The following is a 19,631-nucleotide window of genomic DNA, read 5'->3' as shown; positions in this document are numbered from 1 at the left end:
GATGATCGACTCCGCCGCACCGATCCGTGTCGCCCTCGTCGACGATCAGCAACTCGTCCGTGCCGGCCTGCGGATGGTGCTCGAATCGCAGCCGGACATCGACGTGGTCGCCGAAGCGTCCGACGGCGCCGCCGCTCTGACCGAGCTCGCGCGCGTCCACGCGGACGTCGTCCTCATGGATGTGCAGATGCCGAGGGTCGACGGAATCTCGGCGACGCGCACCCTGCTCACCGACCCCGAGGCCCCGAAGGTCGTGGTGCTCACCACGTTCGACAACGACGACTACGTCGTACAGGCGATTGCGGCCGGCGCCAGCGGATTCCTGCTCAAGGACGCGCCTCCGGAGGATCTGCTCGACGCCGTCCGCTCCGTGCACCGAGGCGAGGCGGTCATGGCACCGCGCGCGACCCGCCGACTGCTGCAGCACGTTTCGCCGATCCTCGAGCGGACCGCGGCGACATCGGATGCCCGCGCCGACCTTCCCGACGATCTCACCCCGCGCGAGATCGAGGTGCTCACCGCGATGGCCCACGGCCTGAGCAACAGTGAGATCGCGGAACGGTTCGTGCTGTCCGCCGCGACCGTCAAGACCCACGTCGGGCGGGTGCTCGCCAAGACCGGGTCGCGTGATCGGGTGCAGGCGGTGCTGTTCGCCTTCCGTGCCGGACTGGTGCGTCCGGACGAACTGCTGGGTACAGCGCAGTAGGGACAGCGCAGTAGGACCGGGGTATCTGTGGTGGCCGTGCCGGGTCATACCCCGGTATGACGCGGTGCGCCGCAGGATCGGGTGTCGCGCCGATGCGCCGGGACCCCGATGATTCCTACTGTCGAACCATGACCTCCACCACTGTTCTCACACCCGCGTGCTCGGCGCACGACGTGGTCCGTGTCTACGGGCACGGCAACGCCGAAGTTCGCGCCCTCGACGGTATTTCGGTTGCATTCGAACGCGGCCGGTTCACGGCGATCATGGGTCCTTCGGGGTCCGGCAAGTCCACACTCATGCACGCGCTGGCCGGTCTCGACGGTGTCGACTCCGGCCGGGTGGTGCTGCACGGTGGTGGCCGCGGTGCCGGAGCCGACAGCGCGGTCGAGATCAGTGCGGCGACCGACGCGGTTCTGACCGGGTTGCGCCGCAACCGCATCGGTTTCGTGTTCCAGGCGTTCAACCTGCTGCCCGTGCTCACCGCGCGCGACAACATGCTGTTGCCGATGCGGCTGGCCGGAACCCTGCCCGCGACGCACTGGTTCGACGAGGTCGTCGGGCGGCTCGGGCTGACCGACCGTCTCGATCATCTTCCGCACGAGATGTCCGGTGGGCAGCAGCAACGCGTCGCCGTCGCGCGGGCGCTGCTACCGCAGCCCGACGTGATCTTCGCGGACGAACCCACCGGGAATCTCGATTCGCAGGCCGGGGCCGAGGTGCTGGCGCTGCTGCGGTCGAGTGTGCGCGAGACCGGTCAGACCGTCGTCATGGTCACCCACGATCCGGTCGCGGCGTCGTACTCGGACCGGGTCGTGCTCCTCGCGGACGGTCGCCTCGCCGGTGAAATCAACGATCCCACAGCGGATTCCGTCCTCGACGCGATGCGCGGACTCGGTTCGGCGAGCGCGGTGGCGCGATGAGGCAGCTGATTCTGGCGCAGGCCCGCGCCCATCGCGGGCGCTACATCGCGTCCGCGCTCGCCGTGATCGTGTCGGTCGCGTTCGCGGTCGGCACCCTCGTCCTCGGCGACACCGTCAACGCATCGATCACGAAAGCCGCTGCCGCCCAATACGAGGGGGTGGCCGCAGCGGTGGTCCTCGAGCAGTCGCGGGGTCCGGAGCCGGAGGTCGGACCCGACCGTGTGCAGGCAGCCGCCCTCGCGGTGCCCGGGGTGCGCTCCGCGGCGCTGGACGTGACCGGCTACATCCGGATCGTGGGGGCCGAGGGAACGCCCGAACCGGCCAGGGCGACGAGCCTCGCCCCGGACGAGTCGTTGCGCTGGCAGCGGCTCGCCGACGGGCGCTGGCCCGGCGGGCCCGGCGAGGTCGTCGTCGGCTCGGGATCGCGGTACGCGCCGGGCGAGACGCTCACCGTGGTCGCCGGGGATGCCGCGCCCGAGGCCGTCACGGTCGTCGGCACCGTCGACCTCGACGGTTCGCCGCAGGCCATGGACTCCGGGCTCGTGTTCGGCGACACCGCGCAGGTGCGATCCTGGGCGGGCGCGGACGCGGACGTGGAACTGCGGGTCGCCGGTGACGGCGACCTCGTCGCCGCGCTGTCCGCCGCCCTGCCCGGGGCACGTGTCGTCTCCGGTGCCGACCGCGCCACCGAGGTCGCCGGCGCCTACGTCGGCGACATCTCGTTGCTGCGCAACGTGCTGCTGTGTTTCGTCGCGATCGCCGTCGTCGTCGCCGGCCTCGTCATCGCGAACACCTTCGCGGTCCTGCTCGCGGCCCGCACCCGCGAACTGGCCCTCATGCGATGCGTCGGAGTGTCGGCGAAACAGGTGCGGCGCAGCGTGGGCGGCGAAGCCCTCGTCGTCGGTCTCGTGTCCGCCACGCTCGGTGTGCTCGCAGGGTGCGGACTCGCCGCCCTCGTCGTCGCGCTCGCACGCGCCGCGGACGTACCGATCCCGCTCACCTCGATCACCGTCGGCCCCATGACGGTCGTGGCCGGTGTCGTTCTCGGCACCGCCGTCACCGTGGTCGCCGCGAGCGGACCGGCCCGCCGGGCCACCCGGATTCCGGCGTTGGCCGCGTTGCACCCCATCGAGACACAACCCGAACCGGCCGGGGACTCGTGGATCCGCCGTGCCTGCGCGGCCCTCGCCCTCGTCTCCGGTGCGGGCCTGCTCGCGGTCGGCGTCGCCACCGGGAACGTGGTGATCGCCTGTCCCGGCGGCCTGCTGGTGTTCGTCGGTGTCGTCCTCGCCTCGCGACGGATCGTTCCTGCTGCGGTCGGTGCGGCCGGACGGGCCACGGCGCGGCTCGGCGGCCCCGTCGCCGCGCTCGCCGCGGGCAACGCCGTCCGCAACCCGCGCCGCACCGCGGCCACCGCCACGGCACTGCTCATCGGCGTCACGCTGACGTCGACGATCGTGGTGGGCACCGGCACGCTCAAGGCCGGGGCGCCGGGGATCGTCGACGAGAACTTCCCGGTCGACGCCATCGTCGAGGGCCCCCCGGCCGGTGTGCCGTCCGGTGCCGGAGCGCAGTTCGCCGTCGTCGACGGAGTGCGGGCGGCGACCGATGTCGCGACCGCGACGGTCACGGTCGCGGGCACGGAGTTCGCCGTGACAGGCGTCGACGCGAGCGCCGCCGCGGCGACCGTCCGAGCCGACGTGCGCATGCCTGCACCGGGCACGATCGTGCTCGAGCAGTCGCTCGTCGACAGTCTCGGAGCGAGCGACGGCGGCACCGTCACGGTGTCCGGACCGGGCGGGACCCGTGAGCTCACGGTCGCGGCGACATCCGCCGGCGACCCCGACCTGATCGACCTCGCCGACCTGCGGGCGGTCACCGGCCCGGCACCGGCCGATGCCGTGTGGCTGCGCTTCGACGACGGCATGACCGACGACGCCCTCGTCGCTGTGACCGACGAGGTCACCCGTGTCGCGGCGACGGCCGTCCCCGGGGGTGAGGTCACCGGGGTGGTGGCGATGCGCCGCATGATCGAGAAGGTGCTCGACACGATGCTGCTGGTCGTCGGCGGGCTGCTGTCCGTCGCGGTGGTGATCGCGCTGATCGGGGTGGGGAACACCATGGCGCTGTCGGTGCTCGAACGCCGGCGCGAAACGGCGATGCTCCGGGCGGTCGGGCTGTCCCGGTCCGGGGTTCGCAGCCTGCTGGTCCGCGAAGCGCTGCTCGTCGCCGCGGTCGCGTCGGCACTCGGGGTGACGCTCGGCCTGCTCCTCGGCGCGGCGGGCACGGCGTCGGTGCTCGGACCGGACAACCTCGTCTTCGGGGGTGTCCCATGGCTGCAACTCGCCGGCATCGTCGTCGCCGGTGGTCTCGCCGGGGTGATCGCGTCGCTGGTTCCGGCGCATCGCGCGAGCCGGGTGTCGCCGGTCGCCGCACTCGGCGCTTGACCCTCACACGGTGTCAGGGCGTCCACTGGTCGCCGAAGGAGGTGGTTGTCGTGAACACAACCCGTTACGGCCGGCCGGACCCCGCACCGGTGGAGACACTCGGCGCCGAACTCGTCGAGGCGATGTGCGCCGCGGACGCCTCGGTGCGGCTGAAGGCGGCCCTGCGTGCCGGGACCGATCCCGACCCGCGTCTGGTGGAGCTACTCGTCGGACGGTGCGCCGTGGAACCGGACTTCTTCGTCCGCGACATGCTGACCTGGGCACTGTGCCGGATGCCGGTCGACGTCACCGTGCCGAGGCTGCTCGACGAGCTTCGCGCCGGGGGCGCGCAGGCCCGCAGCCAGGCGCTGCACACCCTGTCGAAGATCGGGGATCGCCGGGCCTGGCCCGAGGCGCGGGCACACGTGCACGACCGGGACGACGACGTGGCGCGCAGCGCGTGGCGTGCGGCCGTGGCGCTCGTGCCCCCCGGTGCCGAGGGCGACCTGGCCGCCGGCCTGGCTGCCGCCCTCGGCCGGGGCGACCTCGAGATGCAGCGGAGCCTGTCCCGCGCGCTGATCGGGCTGGGGGAGCCGGTGCTGCCGGTGCTGGACCGGGCGAAGGCGAGTGCGGACGCGCGGGTCCGAGCTCATGCCGACGCCACCGAAGCGCTCTATCGTGACCCCGACAGTGCCTTCGCGGTGTCCGTGGAAGCGGCGAAGCGGGTGGCGGCGACCGGACCGGAAGGAGCCTGATGGGTGCGATCGTGACGGGAGCAGCCGACCGGTGCTGATCGGGGAGGTCTCACGACGTTCCGGTGTGAGCGTCCGCATGCTGCGTCACTACGACGCGCTCGGGCTGGTGGTACCCACCGGCCGCACGACCGGCGGGTACCGCGAGTACTCCGCTGCGGACATCCGGCGGCTCTTCCACGTCGAATGCCTGCGCACGCTCGGGTTGTCGCTGACCGACGCCAAGCGTGCGCTCGACGAACCGGACTTCGCGCCGGCGGCGCTGGTCGCCGAACTCATCGGGCACACCCGCGCGCGGATCCGCGCCGAAGAGGAACTGCTGGCCCGCCTGCTGCAGGTCGACGCTTCCGCTCCCGCGGGCTGGAACGACGTGCTGCAGGTCGTCTCGCTGCTGCACGCGCTCGAGTCGGACTCCGGTGGGCACCGGCAGCGGGCCGTGCTGACGCAGGACGACACGGCGTCCCTGCCGGTCGCCGCCCTGGTCGAGGCCCTGCTCGCCGAGGACGATCCGAACGTTGCGGGCGCACTGCGGTGGGCGCTCGCCCGGGCGGACGGGCAGGGGCTGCCCGGATTGGAAGCCGGGCTGGCGTCACCGGACGCCGCGGTGCGGGGGCGCGCCGTCACCGCGATCGCCGCCGTGCCGGCCGCGGCGGCATCGAGGCTGCTGCGCCGCGCGCTCGACGACCCCGACGCCACGATCCGCGGTCGCGCCGCCCTCGCACTCGGCGCCCGCGGCGACGCCGGCGCCGTGCCGGTGCTCGTCGATCTCGTCGTCGAGGGCCGGCGCGACGTCGAGGCCGCCGAAACGCTCGGCACACTGGCCGACGGTCCGGTAACGGCCGGGCGGATCGTGGCCGCGCTCGAACACCGGCTGGGCGACGCCGCCGACAGTCCCGCGCGGCTGCGGCTGGCGCAGGCACTCGCCGAGATCCCCGGCGGCGCGGCCCTGGATTCCCTCACCCGGCTCGCCCGGGACGAGAACCGGACCGTCGCGTTGACCGCCACGGCGATCCTGTGCGCGCGGGACGGGGGACGCTGACCGGCTACGCTCCCGGACGTGGGACGAACGGGCAGGATGATGCGGGCGTCGCGGGGCGTGCCGTCCGCGCGGGTCGTGACGGTGCTGGCATTGGGCTGGGCGCGGCTGTGCGGCGGCACGATCGGATTCGACGACCGGTCCGGCCTGTACGTGTGCACCGGACTGCGGTGGGGATTCGCCCGGGGAGGCACGACGATCGGCGGGGTTTTCCTCACGGACCGGTGGCCGTCGGTCGCGTTGCTGCGTCACGAAGCGGTCCACGCCGACCAGTGGGCACGATTCGGTGTGGGATTCGCCGTGCGCTATCTGGTCGAGGAAATGCGGAACCCAGGCTCGCGCAACCGATTCGAGATCGAAGCCGGACTCGTGGACGGCGGCTACCGTCCCGCCGGCACTCCGCGCACCGGTCGGCCGGGTCGCCGCGACCGCTGAAACTGTCGGGGTGACGCGCGGCGTCGTCACCGCTGTCCTCCGAGCGAAGGGCGCGTTCGGGCGGTCGAAGAAGACGAGCGGTACATTCGCTCGAAAGAACCCGGACAGGGGAGGGGCGACCGCTCAGTCGAGCCGGACGGTGACCTTCTCGTTCGCGACCCGGCGCTCGGTGGCGGCGGCGTCGGGATTGCTCACCTGCACGAGCGACGCGCCGGCCGCGAGCACACTCAGCAGGCCCGAGATCAGGTCGTCGCCGGTGTTCCACTCCCGGCTCGACAGCACCCGGTCGCTGCCGCCGATCCCGGCCGACGACGCGGATTCGCGTGCGGCGGACAGGATGTCGACCGCAGCCCGGCCCTCGAGGGCGGCACCGCCATCGCCGGACGACCGGAACCGGTCGCCGTGCATCCGCACGTGGGTGGCGTAGTCGGTGACCCCGACCGGCAGGTTCGGCACCGGCATCCCGAACGCGTCGAGGGACAGCGCCGCGATCTCGGGGATCTCGGTGACGTCGTCGAGGCGGTCCGCGGTGACCAGCGCGACCTCGGCATCGGGATCGGCGTCCAGCACGACGTCGGCGCCGGCCCACCACGCGCCGAGCAGCACTGCTGCGGTCTGCCAGTGCGCGGGCAACAACACCGCGACGCGGCCGCCGGGCAGCACCCCGAATTCGTCGCGAATCATGTTGGCGGTCTTCGCCGCCCAGTTCGCGAGCGTCACCGCCGACAGTTCGATCCGGGCGCCGGTCGCATCGTCGTACCAGGTGATGCGCGGACCCGCCGGATCGGCAGCCAGGATCGGATCGAGCAGGGCGTCGGTCAGGGTGGTCACGATGGATCTCTTTCGTCGATGGTCGGTGTGATCGGGTGGCGCAGGCAGATCAGTTGACGCAACGCGTCCCGGCACCGGCGTCGATCGGGGCGGCGGGCGGCGCAGGGGTGGCGGTGCCGCCGGCCGGTGTCAGCTCCGACTCGGTGGTGCTCGTGGTCGATCCGGCCGCGCCGGATCCGGGGCCGTCGTAGCCGGAGGCCAGCACGACCGTGACCGCGCCCTTCGGCAGCGACCGGTCGACGGCGGTCTCGAGACCGCCGAGCACCGCCGCGACGGCCTTCGCCTCGTCGGAGTTCGGATCGGCCGCGAACACCGTCGACGTGGTCACCGGATCGCCGCTGCCGACCACCCCGTAGTTGCCGACCTCGCCCTCGGCGAAGCCTTCCGCGACCAGGGCGGCGGACACGGTGGAGGCGAGGCCGCCGATGTCACCGGCGTTCGCGACGTCGACCGTCACCGACGCGCGGTCGATGTCGGGCGCGACCGCGGTGGTCGCGGCGACCTCGGTGGCCTCCGCGGTCGCGACGCCGGTGAGCGACGCCACGAACGATCGCACCGTCGCCGGATCGACCTGCACGACCGATTCGCCGTAGTCGGTCATGGCGTTGATGTCTTCGACGGGGATGGTGGAGAACTGCACCGCACCGCCCGACAGGTCCTGCAACTGCGTCGCCAGATCGAGGATGTCCCAGTCGTCGTCGAGCACCACCGATCGCTGCACCGCGGCGGTGAGCTGACTCAGTTTCGACGGGTTGCTCAGCGTCTTCGCGCTGAGCACCTTCTGCACCAGCGACGCCATGAACACCTGCTGCCGCACGATGCGGTCGAGATCGCCGCGCGGCAGATCGTGCCGCTGACGGACGAAACTCAACGCGTCGGCGCCCTGCAGGGTCTGCTCGCCGGCGGTGAAGTGCGCCCCCGACAACGGCTCGTCGACGGCGTTGTTCAGGCACACGTCCACTCCGCCCACCGCGTCGGTGAGCAGCACGAATCCGAGCAGGCCGACCTCCGCGTAGTGGTCGACGGTGACGCCGGTCAGGTTCGCGACCGAGTCGATCAACGCCTCGCGACCCGCCTGGGAGGATTCCGTGTCCGCGGTCGTGTCGGATTCGCCCTCCTCGACGAGCCGCATGCGCTCGAGTTCCTTCGTCGCGCCGTACGCCGCGTTGATCTTCGACATCCCGATTCCCGGCACCTCGACGTACGCGTCCCGGGGGATCGACACCGCCGTGGCGGAACTACCGTCGTTGGGCACTCGGATCAGGATGATCGTGTCGGTGTTGTTCGCGACCTCCTCGCCGGCGCGCAACGCGTCGAGTTCGCGTTGCGACAGCGCGTTGCCGTGCGCGTCGGTGCGGCTGTCGGTGCCGACCAGCAGGATGTCGACGGCGCCGTCGTCGCCGTCACCGAGCCCGAGACCCCCGATCGTCGCGAGGGAGGCGCGCAGCGAGTCGATGCCACGCCAGGCGATTCCCGTGCCCACCAGCGTCAACGCCGCCACCATCGCCATCACGATGCGCAGGGGACGTCCCTCGAACACCCGCGCGGCCACACCCGGGCCACGCTGCACCGGCGCGGGACGCGGCCTGGTCCTACGCGGCCCCGACCTCGCCCGATCGTTACGGCTGGGCGGCTCTGGCGGCACGTGTAGGTCCTCCTCGGGTTGCTCGGGTGTCCGGCGCCTGCGGCACGGCAGCGCAGAAGCAAGGCTACTGCGGGCATCGGCGCATCGTCGGGAGCCGCTCCGGCGTGCCAGACTTTGGGCCGTGCACACAGTTCTGGTCACCGGCGCCCGCGGCCAGCTCGGCCGGCACCTGCTCACGCGAGGTCAAGCCGCAGGTGTGGCGATTCGCGGATACGGGTCCGGCGAGCTCGACATCACGGATCCACGGAGCGTCGCCGAGGCCGTCCGGCCCGGTGACGTGGTGCTCAACTGCGCCGCCTACACCGCGGTCGACGCCGCCGAGACCGACGAGGCCGAAGCCGCCGCCGTCAACGGTGACGGACCGGCGGTGCTCGCCCGCGCGTGCGCCGCGGCGGGTGCCCATCTCGTGCACGTCTCCACCGACTACGTGTTCGCCGGCGACGCTGCAGAGCCCTACCCGGTGGACGCGCCGACCGATCCCCGCACCGCGTACGGCCGGACGAAACTCGCCGGCGAACGCGGAGTGCTCGGCGCACTGCCGTCCGCTCATGTGGTGCGCACCGCATGGGTGTACACCGGCAGCGGCGCCGACTTCGTCGCCACGATGCGCCGTCTCGAACACGACCGCGACACGGTGTCGGTGGTCGACGACCAACGGGGATCGCCGACGTACGCCCGCGACCTCGCCGACGCGCTGCTCGAACTCGCGTCCCGGGTGGGTGGCCCGGACGCCGTGCCGGGCGGGGTACTGCACGCGACCAACGCGGGCGAGGCGACGTGGTTCGAGCTGGCCCGGGCGGTGTTCGCGGAGATCGGCGCGGACCCCGAACGGGTACATCCGTGCGGCAGCGCCGAGTTCGTTCGGCCCGCACCGCGCCCGGCGTACTCGGTGCTCGACGGCAGCGCATGGTCCGCGGCCGGCCTGACACCGCTGCGCCCGTGGCGTGCGGCACTGCACGCCGCGCTGCACGCGGGGGAGACCGGCGGGTGACGGGCGGGTCCGTGACGCGCGGGCCGGGGGCGGCGCGCGAGGACGGCGTGCGTGATTCGGCGCACTCCGAGCGGGCCGCTAAGGTGGCCCGCGTGAGTGCGAAGCTGGCCGTGGTGACGGTGACCTACTCGCCCGGCGAGCACCTGGAGCATTTCCTGGCTACGCTGACGGGCGCGACGGAACTGCCGACGCAGGTGATCATGGCGGACAACGGATCCACCGACGGGACACCCGAGGCCGCCGAGGCGGCCCACCCGAACGTGCGGTTGCTGCACACCGGCGGCAACATCGGTTACGGCGGCGCCGTGAACCGCGCTGTCGCCGAGGTCGATCCGTCGGCCGAGTTCGTCGTCGTCGCCAATCCCGATGTGCGGTGGGGACCGGGGTCGCTGGACCGTCTCCTCGAGGCCGCGCAGCGCTGGCCGCGTGCCGGTGCGCTCGGCCCGCTCATCCGCGAACCCGACGGCACCATCTACCCGTCGGCGCGAAGCGTCCCGACCCTCGTCTCCGGCGCCGGCCACGCCCTGCTCGGCACGGTGTGGCCGTCGAACCCGTGGACCCGCCGCTACCGTCAGGACAACGAGGCGGTCACCGAACGCGAGGTGGGCTGGCTGTCCGGGTCGTGTCTGCTGTTGCGCCGCGCCGCCTTCGACGCGGTCGACGGCTTCGATTCGCGCTACTTCATGTACATGGAGGACGTCGACCTCGGTGATCGGCTCGGCCGCGCCGGCTGGCTCAACGTCTACATCCCCGACGCCGAGGTCACCCACGCGAAGGGGCATGCCGCCGGACGTCATCCCGAGTTGATGCTGCCGGCCCATCACGAGAGCGCCTACCGGTTCCAGGCGGACCGGCACCCGCATCCGTGGCAGGCTCCGCTGCGAGGAGTATTGCGGGTGGGGCTCGCGCTGCGTTCCAGGGTCGCGGTCTCGGCAGCGGTCCGCGAGCGTAATCGAGAGAGTTCCGGTGCATGACGGACAGCCGGGCAGAGTGGATCAGGGAGACGAGATGACGAGTGACGCCGCGCCGCACACCGATGCGGTGATCCTGGTCGGCGGTCAGGGCACCCGCCTGCGGCCCCTGACGTTGTCGGCACCGAAGCCGATGCTGCCCACCGCGGGTGTGCCGTTCCTGACGCATCTGCTGACCCGTATCCGGGAGGCCGGGATCAAGCACGTCGTGCTCGGCACATCGTTCAAGGCGGAGGTCTTCGAGGAGCACTTCGCCGACGGCTCCGATCTCGGTCTCGAGATCGAGTACGTCACCGAGACCGAGCCGCTCGGCACCGGCGGCGGCATCCGCAACGTGCTGTCCAAGCTGCGCGCCGACAACATCATGGTGTTCAACGGCGACGTTCTCGGGGGAACGGACCTCGGGGCGATCCTCGACACCCACACCCGCACCGACGCCGACGTGACCCTGCACCTGGTGCGGGTCGGGGATCCGCGGGCGTTCGGATGCGTACCCACCGACGCCGACGGGCGCGTCACCGCGTTCCTCGAGAAGACGCAGGATCCGCCGACCGATCAGATCAACGCGGGCTGCTACGTGTTCAAGCGGGAGATCATCGAGTCCATCCCCGCGGGCCGTCCCGTCTCGGTGGAGCGCGAGGTGTTCCCGGCGCTGCTCGCCGAGGGCAGGCGCGTGTTCGGGCACGTCGACGCCGCGTACTGGCGCGATATGGGCACCCCCGAGGATTTCGTGCGCGGATCGGCGGATCTGGTCCGGGGCATCGCACCGTCGCCGGCGCTCGCGGGTCAGCGCGGTGAGTCGCTCGTGCACCCGGGCGCGTCCATCGCTCCCGGTGCGCTGCTGATCGGCGGAACCGTCGTCGGACGTGGCGCCGAGATCGGTGCCGGTGCGCGACTGGACGGCGCCGTGATCTTCGACGGCGCGAAGGTCGAGGCGGGCGCGGTGATCGAGCGGTCCATCATCGGCTTCGGTGTGCGGGTCGGGCCGCGCGCCCTGATCCGCGACGGTGTGATCGGTGACGGAGCGGACATCGGTGCCCGTTGCGAACTGCTGCGCGGTGCGCGGGTGTGGCCGGGCGTGACCATCCCCGACGGCGGGATCCGGTTCAGTACCGACGTCTGACCGCACGAGAAATTTCGACCGAGTGTGTGGGTGGGTGAGTTGTGAAGTTCGAACGATATGTGGCCCTGGGGGATTCGTTCACCGAGGGTGTCGGTGATCCGGACCCGGGACGCCCCAACGGGTTGCGCGGCTGGGCCGATCGGGTCGCGGACGAACTCGCCGGAGCCAACCCGGATCTCACGTACGCGAATCTGGCGGTCCGCGGCCGGCTCATGCAGCAGATCCTCGCCGAGCAGGTGGACGCGGCCGTCGCCCTCGATCCGGACCTGGTCACCATCTACGCCGGCGGCAACGACGTCATGCGCCCGAAGCTGGATCTCGACGCGATGGTCGCCGACTACGACGACGCGATCGGCCGGCTCACCGCCACGGGTGCGACCGTCGTGATGTGGACCGCCTACGACGTCGGCTGGGCGCCGGTGTTCCGGCACCTGCGCGGCCGGATCGCGACCTACAACGAGCTCGTCCGGGAGGTCGCGGATCGACGCGGTGCGACGCTCGTCGACTACTGGCGGTTCGGCGAGTACCGCGACTACCGCATGTGGGATTTCGATCGCCTGCACATGTCACCGCTCGGGCACCGCAACATGGCCGCGCGGGTGCTCGACGCACTCGGTGTCGAGCACGGCATCGAGCCGGTCGTCCTCGAGCGGATTCCGGAACCCGCGCCCGGTGTGCAGCGTCGCGAGGACCTGAGGTGGATGCGGGAATTCCTGGCTCCGTGGGTCGGGCGCCGGGTCCGGGGTACGTCCTCCGGGGACGGGGTCAGCGCCAAGCGGCCGATGCTCGCACCGGCCGGGTCGGAGAATCGGGGCGGGCCGACGGTCGCCTGAGTAGGCTCCGGGAATGACTCCCGACACGGTCGTCGTCCGAACCGCCGGCCCGATCACGACGATCGGACTGAACCGACCGCACGTGCGCAACGCCGTGGACCGTCCCACCGCCGAGGCGCTCGCCGCGGCGTTCCGGGCGTTCGACGCGGATCCCGGCGCGGCCGTCGCCGTCCTTCACGGTGAGGGCGGAACCTTCTGCGCCGGAGCGGATCTCAAAGCAATCAGCGCCGGCGACGGCAACCGGGTCGCACCCGACGGGGACGGGCCGATGGGCGTGAGCCGGATGCGCCTGTCCAAACCGGTGATCGCGGCGATCTCCGGGCACGCCGTCGCCGGCGGCCTGGAACTGGCGCTGTGGGCGGACCTGCGGGTCGCCGACGACGACGCGGTCCTCGGTGTGTTCTGCCGCCGCTGGGGGGTGCCGCTCATCGACGGCGGCACCGTGCGGTTGCCGCGGCTGATCGGCGAGAGCCGGGCGATGGACCTGATCCTGACCGGCCGGCCGGTCGCCGCGGACGAGGCACTGAGCATCGGATTGGTCAACCGGACGGTGCCGGCCGGGACCGCGCTCGAAGCGGCGGTCGAGCTGGCCACCCAGATCGCCGGTTTCCCGCAGGTGTGCCTGCAGCAGGACCGGCTGGCGGTGCTCGACCAGGCGGGCCTGACCGAGGATCAGGCGATGCTCAACGAATTCCGGCGCGGAACGACGTCACTGGCCGAGGGCGCCGTGGACGGTGCCGCCCGGTTCGCCGCCGGTTCCGGCCGGCACGGCTCGTTCGGCTGACCGCTCCGCCGCCAGCGTCACCAGGTGCTCGATCGTGTCGTGTTCGGCCTCGTCGGGCAGCGCGTCGATCGGCCACCACCGCAGGTCGGTGGATTCGGCGCTGCGCACCGGTACCGCGCCGGGCGGCGCCGTGACCAGGAACCGCAGATCGAGGTGCCGGGTGGGAATCCCGAGCGAACAGGTGATCGGATGGGTGTGTGCGGACAGCAGTGCCGGGTCGATGACGAGCCCGTCGATGCCCGATTCCTCGGTGGCCTCGCGCAACGCCGCGCCCACCACCGTGTCATCGGATTCCTCGCAGTGCCCGCCCAGCTGGATCCACCTGCCCACTCTCGGGTGCAGAGTGAGCAGCACGTTGCGGTGCTCGGCGTCGAGCACCAGCGACGAGGCCGTGATGTGTCCCGGCGCGTGGGCGCGCAGACAGCCGTCCGGCGCCGAGTCGAGAAACGCGAGCATGGTGTGCCGCAGCGAATCGGCGTCGGCGGAATCGGCGTCCCAGGCCAGCAGCCGCTCGGTGGCGGACTCGTGCAGTGATCGCGCCGACACCGCTACAGCTCCAGCAGCGCGGCGCCGGCCGGAGCTGCGTCCCGCGGCCCGGATACGGTGGCGGGATGCCCGACGGCGATCGCGCCGAGCGGCGACCAGTCGCCGGGCAGACCCAGTTCCTCGCGCACCACGTCGGCGGCGAAGATCGTCGATCCGATCCAGCAGCTGCCCAGCCCGCGAACGGCGAGCGCGACGAGCAGCCCCTGCACGGCGGCGCCGGCCGCGACGGTGAACATGGTGGCCTCCGCCGCCGTCCGGCGCGCGTCGGGATAGCTGTGGGCGCCGTCGGGCACCCAGAACGGCACGAGCACCTCGGGGGCGTCGTACAGGATCGCGCCGCGGGCGAGGCGGCCTTCGACGGCGGCCGCGTCCAGGCCGTCGCCGGTGAGATCCTCGGCCCAGCGGTCGCGCATCCGGTCGAGCAGCCGTCGGCGGACCTGCTCGGTGCGCACCCACACGAACCGCACCGGATGTGTGTGGTGCGGCGCCGGGGCGGTGAGCGCTTCGGCGACCGCGTCGCGCAGCTCCTCCGGATCGACCGGCTCGGCGGAGAAGGCACGCACGGAACGGCGCAGCAGCAGCGCCTCGCGACGGCCCTGGTCGAGGGCCTCGTCGGCGCCGAGCCAGAACAGGTCCTCCTCGCCGCGGCGGATCAGGTCCTGGGCGGTGGAACCGTCGTCGACCGTGTCGAGACCGCGGACCACCGCCACGGGAACCCCACCGAGCTTGCCCTTGACGAGATCGCCTGCCGCGGCGAGCTCGTCGGCGAGCGCGACGGACGTGACGAACAGCTCGTTGCCCTGCGCATCGTGAGAACCGGCATAGCCGTGCAGGACCGGCAGACCCGACGCACCGATCGCGGCATCGGTCTGGCCGACGCGCCACGCGCGGCCCATCGTGTCGGTGACGACGACGGCGACGTTCACCCCGAGCAGCGTGTGCAGCTGCTCACGCAGAGCGGCGGCACTGGCGTCGGGATTCTCGGGGAGCAGGGCGAGCTCGCCGGAGTCGACGTTGGACCCGTCGATCCCGGACGCGGCCTGGACGATGCCGAGCCGGTTCTCGGTGATGAGCGTGCGTCCCTTGCGGGCGAGGACACGGACCGCCTCCTGGGTGACCAGCCGCCGCCGCAGGGCGTCCCGGGCGTCGGGGTCGGTGGGGGACTCGACGATCCGTCCCTCCGCCTTGGAGACGATCTTGCTGGTGACGACGAGGACGTCGCCGTCGGTGAGCCAGGGGGCCGCGCCGGCGATGGCGTCGGCGAGGTCGTCGCCGGGCCGGAACTCCGGCAGGCCGGTGACCGGGATGATCTCGATCGGCCGGCCGGGCGCATGGTCGCGCACGTCCGTGCTGGCGGTGGCGTCGGGGGACATCACAGGCTGACTCCGGCGAGTTCGAGTGCGGCGCGGGCCATTTCGGCCGTCGCTGCAGGGTCGGTCATGAGCAGGGGGACGCTGCGGACGGCGACACCGGGAACGTCGGCGGTGTCCGTCTCGTGGACGAGCCAGCCGTCGAGGATGCCGGTGCCGCTGCGCGCGCCGTAGTGGCGGCCGACCGCCTCGGCGGTCGATTCGACGCCGATGACATCGAGGCACGCATCGGCCATGCCGCGCAACGGCTTCCCGCCGACGACGGGGGACAGGCCGACGACCTTCGCGGAGGTGGTGCGCAGGGCGCCGCGGATGCCGGGGATCGCGAGGATCGCGCCGACGCTGACGACCGGGTTGGACGGGGCGAGGATCACCGCGTCCGCCGTTTCGATCGATTCCAGCACTCCCGGTGCAGGTTTCGCTTCGTCGGCGCCGATGTGTGCGAAGGAGTGGGTCTCGACGGACGCGCGGTGCCGGACCCACCATTCCTCGAAGTGGATCGCCCGCTGCTCGCCGTCGGCGGGATCGGTGATCACGACGTGGGTTTCGCTGCGGTCGTCGGACACCGGCAGCAGTGTCACCCCGGGCTTCCACCGGGTGCACAACGCTTCGGTGACCGCCGAGAGCGGATATCCGGTGCGCAGCATCCGGCTTCGGATCAGATGGGTCGCGAGGTCGCGGTCCCCGAGGCCGAACCAGTCGGGACTTGCGCCGTAGGCGGCGAGTTCCTCCTTGGCATTCCATGTTTCGTCGATGCGGCCCCAGCCTCGTTCGGGGTCGATGCCGCCGCCGAGGGTGTACATGCATGTGTCCAGGTCGGGGCAGATACGCAGCCCGTGCATCCAGACGTCGTCGCCGACGTTGACGACCGCCGTGATGCGGTGTGGGGCCTCGGGGGCGAGGTCCCGCCCGGGTTCGATGCCGAGCAGCTGGCGCAAGCCGGTGAGGAACCGGGCCCCGCCGACGCCGCCGACCAATACAGTCACGTTCACAGGACAAGCCTAGGGGGTCCGGTTCGTGACCGATGAGGCACCGCCCGGTGGGGTGAGGTGTAAAGAACCCGATAGGGTGAATTGTGCGGATCTTAACCGGGTCAACTCCGAAGCGCTCGATGGTAAGCGAGATCTTCCGTTCGGCTTGACCGCGACACGCCCAACGTGTCTAATCACATATGTGTCATTCCGGCAATTCGAAATGCGGATCGTGTGCGGAATTCCCCCGTGTACGACCGGGCTTCGCGGAATGGCCTCTGGGGTAGCCCCCCGAATGTGAAGGATGCAGCGCTGCAGGTGAGGAGGCGTGTATGGCCGACGAGCGCGAATGGTTCGAGATCACTCGGATCGATACTGCAGTCGAGGGCATCTGTGCCGAAGACGAGAACACCGGAGAGCCGACCTCGTCGGCGTTGAGTCTGATTGCAGGACTTTCGGATCCGTTCGACGTCGAGGAACAGTGGCAGGACCGTGCGCTGTGTGCGCAGACCGATCCGGAGGCGTTCTTCCCCGAGAAGGGTGGATCGACGCGGGAGGCCAAGCGGATCTGCATGGGGTGCGAGGTGAAGGACGAATGCCTCGAGTACGCCCTTGCCCACGATGAGCGGTTCGGGATCTGGGGTGGTCTGTCGGAGCGGGAAAGGCGGCGCCTCAAGCGGGGCATCGTCTGAGACCGGGCCGGTCCGGTACGGGGAGTTCGGGCCAGGTGGAATGCCGGTCTGTGGGGGTGAGGGTCGGATACTCGATGGGGGTCGAGTATCCGGCCCTCGCTCCGTTTCGGAGCCGGAGCCGCCGGGTCAGTCCTCGTCGCCGAGATCGCCCAGTTCGGGGTCGACCACTTCCGGTTCGACCCCCAGGTACGTCGCGACCTGGTGGACGAGGACGTCGTGAACCAGGTCGGTCAGATCGTCGGGGTCCTTCGCGCGCAGCTCGAGCGGGCGGCGGAACAGCACGATGCGGGCCCGCGTGGCGGCGCCCCGGCGGTCGATGCCGGCCGGGACCAGCCGCGAGAGCGGCACCGGGCCGTCGGCGACCACCTCGTCGGGCCAGTTCACCGAATCGGGGTCGAGCGCGCGGATCTTCGGCACCTCGTCGACCGCGATGTCGAGCTTGGTGAGACGGTCGTGCCATTGCGCGTCGATCGGGGCGAACGCGCCGAGCACGAGCAGGTCGAACTTCTCGGCCCGCGACCGCCATACCGGCAGGTCGTGCGGGAACATCGGCCCGCGGATGCCGCGCCCGCGGCGCGCGACGGATCGTGACGTCACGGGGCGGGGCCGGCGTACGCGAGACATGTACGCGACACTACGACACGCAATTCGAATTGTGCCGCTCCGGTGTGTCCGGATAGTCGGGACGCGACCGGCGCGCTACGCTCCCATCCGTGAGAACACTGCGTCGATGCTGCCGGCCTGGGTGCAAGAACCCTGCTGTTGCGACGCTGACCTACGTGTACTCGGATTCCACGGCGGTCGTGGGCCCACTGGCCACGGTCGCCGAGCCGCACTCGTGGGATCTGTGCGAATCGCACGGCTCGCGGATCACCGCGCCGAAGGGCTGGGAACTGGTTCGGTACGAAGGCGCCTTCTCGTCGGGCACGCCCGACGAGGACGACCTGACCGCGCTCGCCGAAGCCGTACGCGAGGCGGGCCTGGGCGATCGTGGCCACGCCCACGGGGACTCCCACGAGGACGATGCCGCACCGCGGCCGATCGCCCAGCCGACGACCCGTACCGGCCGCCGCGGCCACCTCCGTGTGCTGCCCGACCCCACGTCCTGATCCCTCCACTAGGCTGATCGCTGCCGTGCTGCGGAGGGTGGCGCGCGTGGGTACGACGATCAGGAGCAAGAACAGTGGCGAGATCTGCCGAGTCCGTGGCCGCCGTCGTCAAGGCATACGACGTTCGGGGCGTGGTGGGTGACCAGATCGACGCGGATTTCGTCCGCGAGGTCGGTGCGTCGTTCGCCCGGCTGGTGCGGGACGCCGGCAACTCTGTGACGAGAGTCGTCATCGGCCACGACATGCGCGAGTCCTCACCCGAGCTGTCCCGTGCGTTCGCCGACGGGGTGACCGCGCAGGGCCTCGACGTCGTGCACATCGGGCTCGCCTCGACCGACCAGCTGTACTTTGCGTCCGGCCTCCTCGACGCCCCCGGCGCCATGTTCACGGCCAGCCACAACCCCGCCCGCTACAACGGGATCAAGTTGTGCCGGGCCGGCGCGAAGCCGGTCGGCCAGGAAACCGGTCTCGGCACCATCACCGCCGAACTGGTCTCCGGTGTGCCCGCCTACGACGGCGCGCCGGGCACGGTCACCGAGCAGGACGTTCTCGGCGAGTACGCGTCGTTCGTCCGCGGCTTGGTGGATCTGAGCTCGCTGCGCCCGCTGAAGGTCGCGGTGGACGCAGGGAACGGCATGGGCGGGCACACGGTGCCCGCGGTGTTCGGCGCCCTGCCCGTCGAACTCGTGCCGCTGTACTTCGAACTCGACGGCAGCTTCCCGAACCACGAGGCCAACCCCCTCGACCCTGCGAACCTCGTCGACCTGCAGCGGCTGGTGCGCGAGTCGGGGGCGGACGTGGGGCTGGCTTTCGACGGTGACGCCGACCGCTGCTTCGTCGTCGACGAACGCGGTGAACCGGTCACACCCTCGGCGGTCACAGCCCTCGTCGCCGCCCGCGAACTCGCGAAGGAACCGGGCGCGACGATCATCCACAACCTGATCACGTCGCGGGTCGTGCCCGAACTCGTCACCGAACTCGGTGGCGAGCCGGTACGCACCCGCGTCGGCCACTCGTTCATCAAGCAGCAGATGGCCGAAACCGGTGCGGTCTTCGGCGGCGAGCATTCCGCGCACTACTACTTCCGCGACTTCTGGGGAGCCGATTCGGGGATGCTCGCAGCCCTGCACGTGCTGGCCGCGCTGGGCGGCCAGGACCGCCCGCTGTCCGAGCTCATGGGCTCGTACGAGCGGTACGCCGCCTCGGGGGAACTCAACTCGACCGTCGGCGACGCCGCCGCCCGCACCGACGCGGTGCTCACCGCGTTCGCGGACCGTGCCGAGTCGGTGGACCGGCTCGACGGCGTCACCGTGAACCTGCCCGGCAACGCGTGGTTCAACCTGCGTGCCTCCAACACCGAACCGCTCCTGCGTCTGAACGTCGAGGCACGCACGGCGGAGGAGGTCGACTCGTTGGCGACGGAAATCCTGGCCATCGTGCGTTCGTGACGGAACTTCTCGTGACGGGGGATAATCGACTGAGCCCGGGCT

General features: G+C 71.4%; 20 protein-coding genes. 14 read left to right on the top strand and 6 right to left on the bottom strand.

Going from position 1 to position 19,631, the window contains the following annotated elements:
- The first annotated feature begins 1 nt into the window (after position 1).
- The 6 genes from A8G15_RS00155 (at position 2) to A8G15_RS00130 (ending at position 6,275) form a co-directional block, all read left to right on the top strand.
- On the top strand, positions 2-706 hold the full coding sequence (locus A8G15_RS00155) for a response regulator transcription factor (protein ID WP_068154176.1): 705 nt from the start codon (positions 2-4) through the stop codon (positions 704-706).
- 128 nt (positions 707-834) lie between these two features.
- Positions 835-1,626 (top strand): ABC transporter ATP-binding protein, encoded by a 792-nt coding sequence (locus tag A8G15_RS00150; RefSeq protein ID WP_068154174.1) that lies wholly within the window; start codon positions 835-837, stop codon positions 1,624-1,626.
- Complete coding sequence (locus tag A8G15_RS00145) at positions 1,623-4,073, top strand: ABC transporter permease (RefSeq protein WP_068154173.1); 2,451 nt, start codon at positions 1,623-1,625, stop codon at positions 4,071-4,073. The genes A8G15_RS00150 and A8G15_RS00145 overlap by 4 nt, the downstream gene beginning before the upstream one ends.
- 50 nt (positions 4,074-4,123) lie before the next feature.
- Positions 4,124-4,807 carry a HEAT repeat domain-containing protein gene (locus A8G15_RS00140; RefSeq protein ID WP_425415048.1) on the top strand — a complete coding sequence of 228 codons (684 nt, stop codon included), beginning with the start codon at positions 4,124-4,126 and terminating at the stop codon, positions 4,805-4,807.
- A gap of 31 nt (positions 4,808-4,838) precedes the next feature.
- The gene (locus A8G15_RS00135; RefSeq protein WP_068154169.1) at positions 4,839-5,843 is read left to right on the top strand and encodes a MerR family transcriptional regulator; all 1,005 of its coding nucleotides are present in this window, start codon (positions 4,839-4,841) and stop codon (positions 5,841-5,843) included.
- Positions 5,844-5,882: 39 nt separating this feature from the next.
- Positions 5,883-6,275, top strand: a complete 393-nt coding sequence (locus A8G15_RS00130; RefSeq protein ID WP_068154433.1) for a hypothetical protein — start codon at positions 5,883-5,885, stop codon at positions 6,273-6,275.
- 123 nt (positions 6,276-6,398) lie between these two features.
- Here the strand turns inward: A8G15_RS00130 and A8G15_RS00125 are convergent, their stop codons facing one another.
- Together A8G15_RS00125 and A8G15_RS00120 are read right to left on the bottom strand one after the other, a co-directional pair.
- On the bottom strand, positions 6,399-7,106 hold the full coding sequence (locus A8G15_RS00125; RefSeq protein WP_068154167.1) for a TIGR03089 family protein: 708 nt from the start codon (positions 7,104-7,106) through the stop codon (positions 6,399-6,401).
- Between the two features lie 49 nt (positions 7,107-7,155).
- Positions 7,156-8,616 (bottom strand): LCP family protein, encoded by a 1,461-nt coding sequence (locus A8G15_RS00120; protein WP_068154431.1) that lies wholly within the window; start codon positions 8,614-8,616, stop codon positions 7,156-7,158.
- A 256-nt stretch (positions 8,617-8,872) separates the two neighbouring features.
- On the opposite strand from A8G15_RS00120, the gene rfbD reads away from it, so the two are divergent.
- The 5 genes from rfbD (at position 8,873) to A8G15_RS00095 (ending at position 13,453) form a co-directional block, all read left to right on the top strand.
- The gene (rfbD, locus tag A8G15_RS00115; RefSeq protein ID WP_068154165.1) at positions 8,873-9,742 is read left to right on the top strand and encodes a dTDP-4-dehydrorhamnose reductase; all 870 of its coding nucleotides are present in this window, start codon (positions 8,873-8,875) and stop codon (positions 9,740-9,742) included.
- Positions 9,743-9,834: 92 nt separating this feature from the next.
- On the top strand, positions 9,835-10,716 hold the full coding sequence (locus A8G15_RS00110) for a glycosyltransferase family 2 protein (protein ID WP_068154428.1): 882 nt from the start codon (positions 9,835-9,837) through the stop codon (positions 10,714-10,716).
- A gap of 34 nt (positions 10,717-10,750) precedes the next feature.
- Entirely contained in the window at positions 10,751-11,836 is a 1,086-nt protein-coding gene (gene manB / locus A8G15_RS00105; protein WP_068154426.1) for a mannose-1-phosphate guanylyltransferase, read from the top strand.
- 41 nt (positions 11,837-11,877) lie between these two features.
- Complete coding sequence (locus A8G15_RS00100; protein ID WP_068154163.1) at positions 11,878-12,669, top strand: SGNH/GDSL hydrolase family protein; 792 nt, start codon at positions 11,878-11,880, stop codon at positions 12,667-12,669.
- 13 nt (positions 12,670-12,682) lie between these two features.
- Positions 12,683-13,453, top strand: coding sequence for a crotonase/enoyl-CoA hydratase family protein (locus A8G15_RS00095; RefSeq protein WP_068154161.1), 771 nt, complete (start codon positions 12,683-12,685; stop codon positions 13,451-13,453).
- On the opposite strand, the gene A8G15_RS00090 is transcribed toward A8G15_RS00095, so the two are convergent.
- The 3 genes from A8G15_RS00090 to cofD are packed head-to-tail and all read right to left on the bottom strand — an operon-like array spanning position 13,379 to position 16,361.
- Positions 13,379-13,999: an NUDIX hydrolase gene (locus A8G15_RS00090; protein WP_068154160.1), complete on the bottom strand. Its 621-nt coding sequence runs from the start codon at positions 13,997-13,999 to the stop codon at positions 13,379-13,381. The genes A8G15_RS00095 and A8G15_RS00090 overlap by 75 nt on opposite strands.
- 2 nt (positions 14,000-14,001) lie before the next feature.
- On the bottom strand, positions 14,002-15,372 hold the full coding sequence (locus A8G15_RS00085; RefSeq protein WP_068154424.1) for a coenzyme F420-0:L-glutamate ligase: 1,371 nt from the start codon (positions 15,370-15,372) through the stop codon (positions 14,002-14,004).
- Positions 15,372-16,361, bottom strand: a complete 990-nt coding sequence (gene cofD, locus A8G15_RS00080) for a 2-phospho-L-lactate transferase (protein WP_068154159.1) — start codon at positions 16,359-16,361, stop codon at positions 15,372-15,374. The genes A8G15_RS00085 and cofD overlap by 1 nt, the downstream gene beginning before the upstream one ends.
- 413 nt (positions 16,362-16,774) lie before the next feature.
- Between cofD and A8G15_RS00075 the strand changes: the two genes are divergently transcribed.
- Entirely contained in the window at positions 16,775-17,032 is a 258-nt protein-coding gene (locus A8G15_RS00075) for a WhiB family transcriptional regulator (protein WP_169833847.1), read from the top strand.
- 126 nt (positions 17,033-17,158) lie between these two features.
- Here the strand turns inward: A8G15_RS00075 and A8G15_RS00070 are convergent, their stop codons facing one another.
- Positions 17,159-17,656 (bottom strand): metallopeptidase family protein, encoded by a 498-nt coding sequence (locus A8G15_RS00070; RefSeq protein ID WP_082899564.1) that lies wholly within the window; start codon positions 17,654-17,656, stop codon positions 17,159-17,161.
- Positions 17,657-17,745: 89 nt separating this feature from the next.
- On the opposite strand from A8G15_RS00070, the gene A8G15_RS00065 reads away from it, so the two are divergent.
- Together A8G15_RS00065 and A8G15_RS00060 are read left to right on the top strand one after the other, a co-directional pair.
- Positions 17,746-18,141, top strand: coding sequence for a DUF3499 domain-containing protein (locus A8G15_RS00065; protein WP_082899563.1), 396 nt, complete (start codon positions 17,746-17,748; stop codon positions 18,139-18,141).
- Positions 18,142-18,215: 74 nt separating this feature from the next.
- Entirely contained in the window at positions 18,216-19,589 is a 1,374-nt protein-coding gene (locus tag A8G15_RS00060) for a phosphomannomutase/phosphoglucomutase (protein WP_068154153.1), read from the top strand.
- The last annotated feature ends 42 nt before the right edge of the window (positions 19,590-19,631 follow it).

Origin of the sequence: Rhodococcus phenolicus, assembly GCF_001646785.1 — a bacterium.
Taxonomy (GTDB): domain Bacteria; phylum Actinomycetota; class Actinomycetes; order Mycobacteriales; family Mycobacteriaceae; genus Rhodococcus; species Rhodococcus phenolicus.
The sequence above is the reverse complement of the archived record's forward strand: the minus strand, read 5'-3'. Positions and strand labels throughout refer to the sequence as shown.

What these genes read in the sequence shown, in the direction of transcription:
- A8G15_RS00155 (WP_068154176.1), top strand. Translation starts at nt 2, where the DNA reads ATGATCGACTCCGCCGCACCGATCCGTGTCGCCCTCGTCGACGATCAG.
- A8G15_RS00150 (WP_068154174.1), top strand. Translation starts at nt 835, where the DNA reads ATGACCTCCACCACTGTTCTCACACCCGCGTGCTCGGCGCACGACGTG.
- A8G15_RS00145 (WP_068154173.1), top strand. Translation starts at nt 1,623, where the DNA reads ATGAGGCAGCTGATTCTGGCGCAGGCCCGCGCCCATCGCGGGCGCTAC.
- A8G15_RS00130 (WP_068154433.1), top strand. Translation starts at nt 5,883, where the DNA reads ATGCGGGCGTCGCGGGGCGTGCCGTCCGCGCGGGTCGTGACGGTGCTG.
- A8G15_RS00120 (WP_068154431.1), bottom strand. Translation starts at nt 8,616, where the DNA reads ATGGCGATGGTGGCGGCGTTGACGCTGGTGGGCACGGGAATCGCCTGG.
- manB (WP_068154426.1), top strand. Translation starts at nt 10,751, where the DNA reads ATGACGAGTGACGCCGCGCCGCACACCGATGCGGTGATCCTGGTCGGC.
- A8G15_RS00095 (WP_068154161.1), top strand. Translation starts at nt 12,683, where the DNA reads ATGACTCCCGACACGGTCGTCGTCCGAACCGCCGGCCCGATCACGACG.
- A8G15_RS00085 (WP_068154424.1), bottom strand. Translation starts at nt 15,372, where the DNA reads ATGTCCCCCGACGCCACCGCCAGCACGGACGTGCGCGACCATGCGCCC.
- A8G15_RS00070 (WP_082899564.1), bottom strand. Translation starts at nt 17,656, where the DNA reads ATGTCTCGCGTACGCCGGCCCCGCCCCGTGACGTCACGATCCGTCGCG.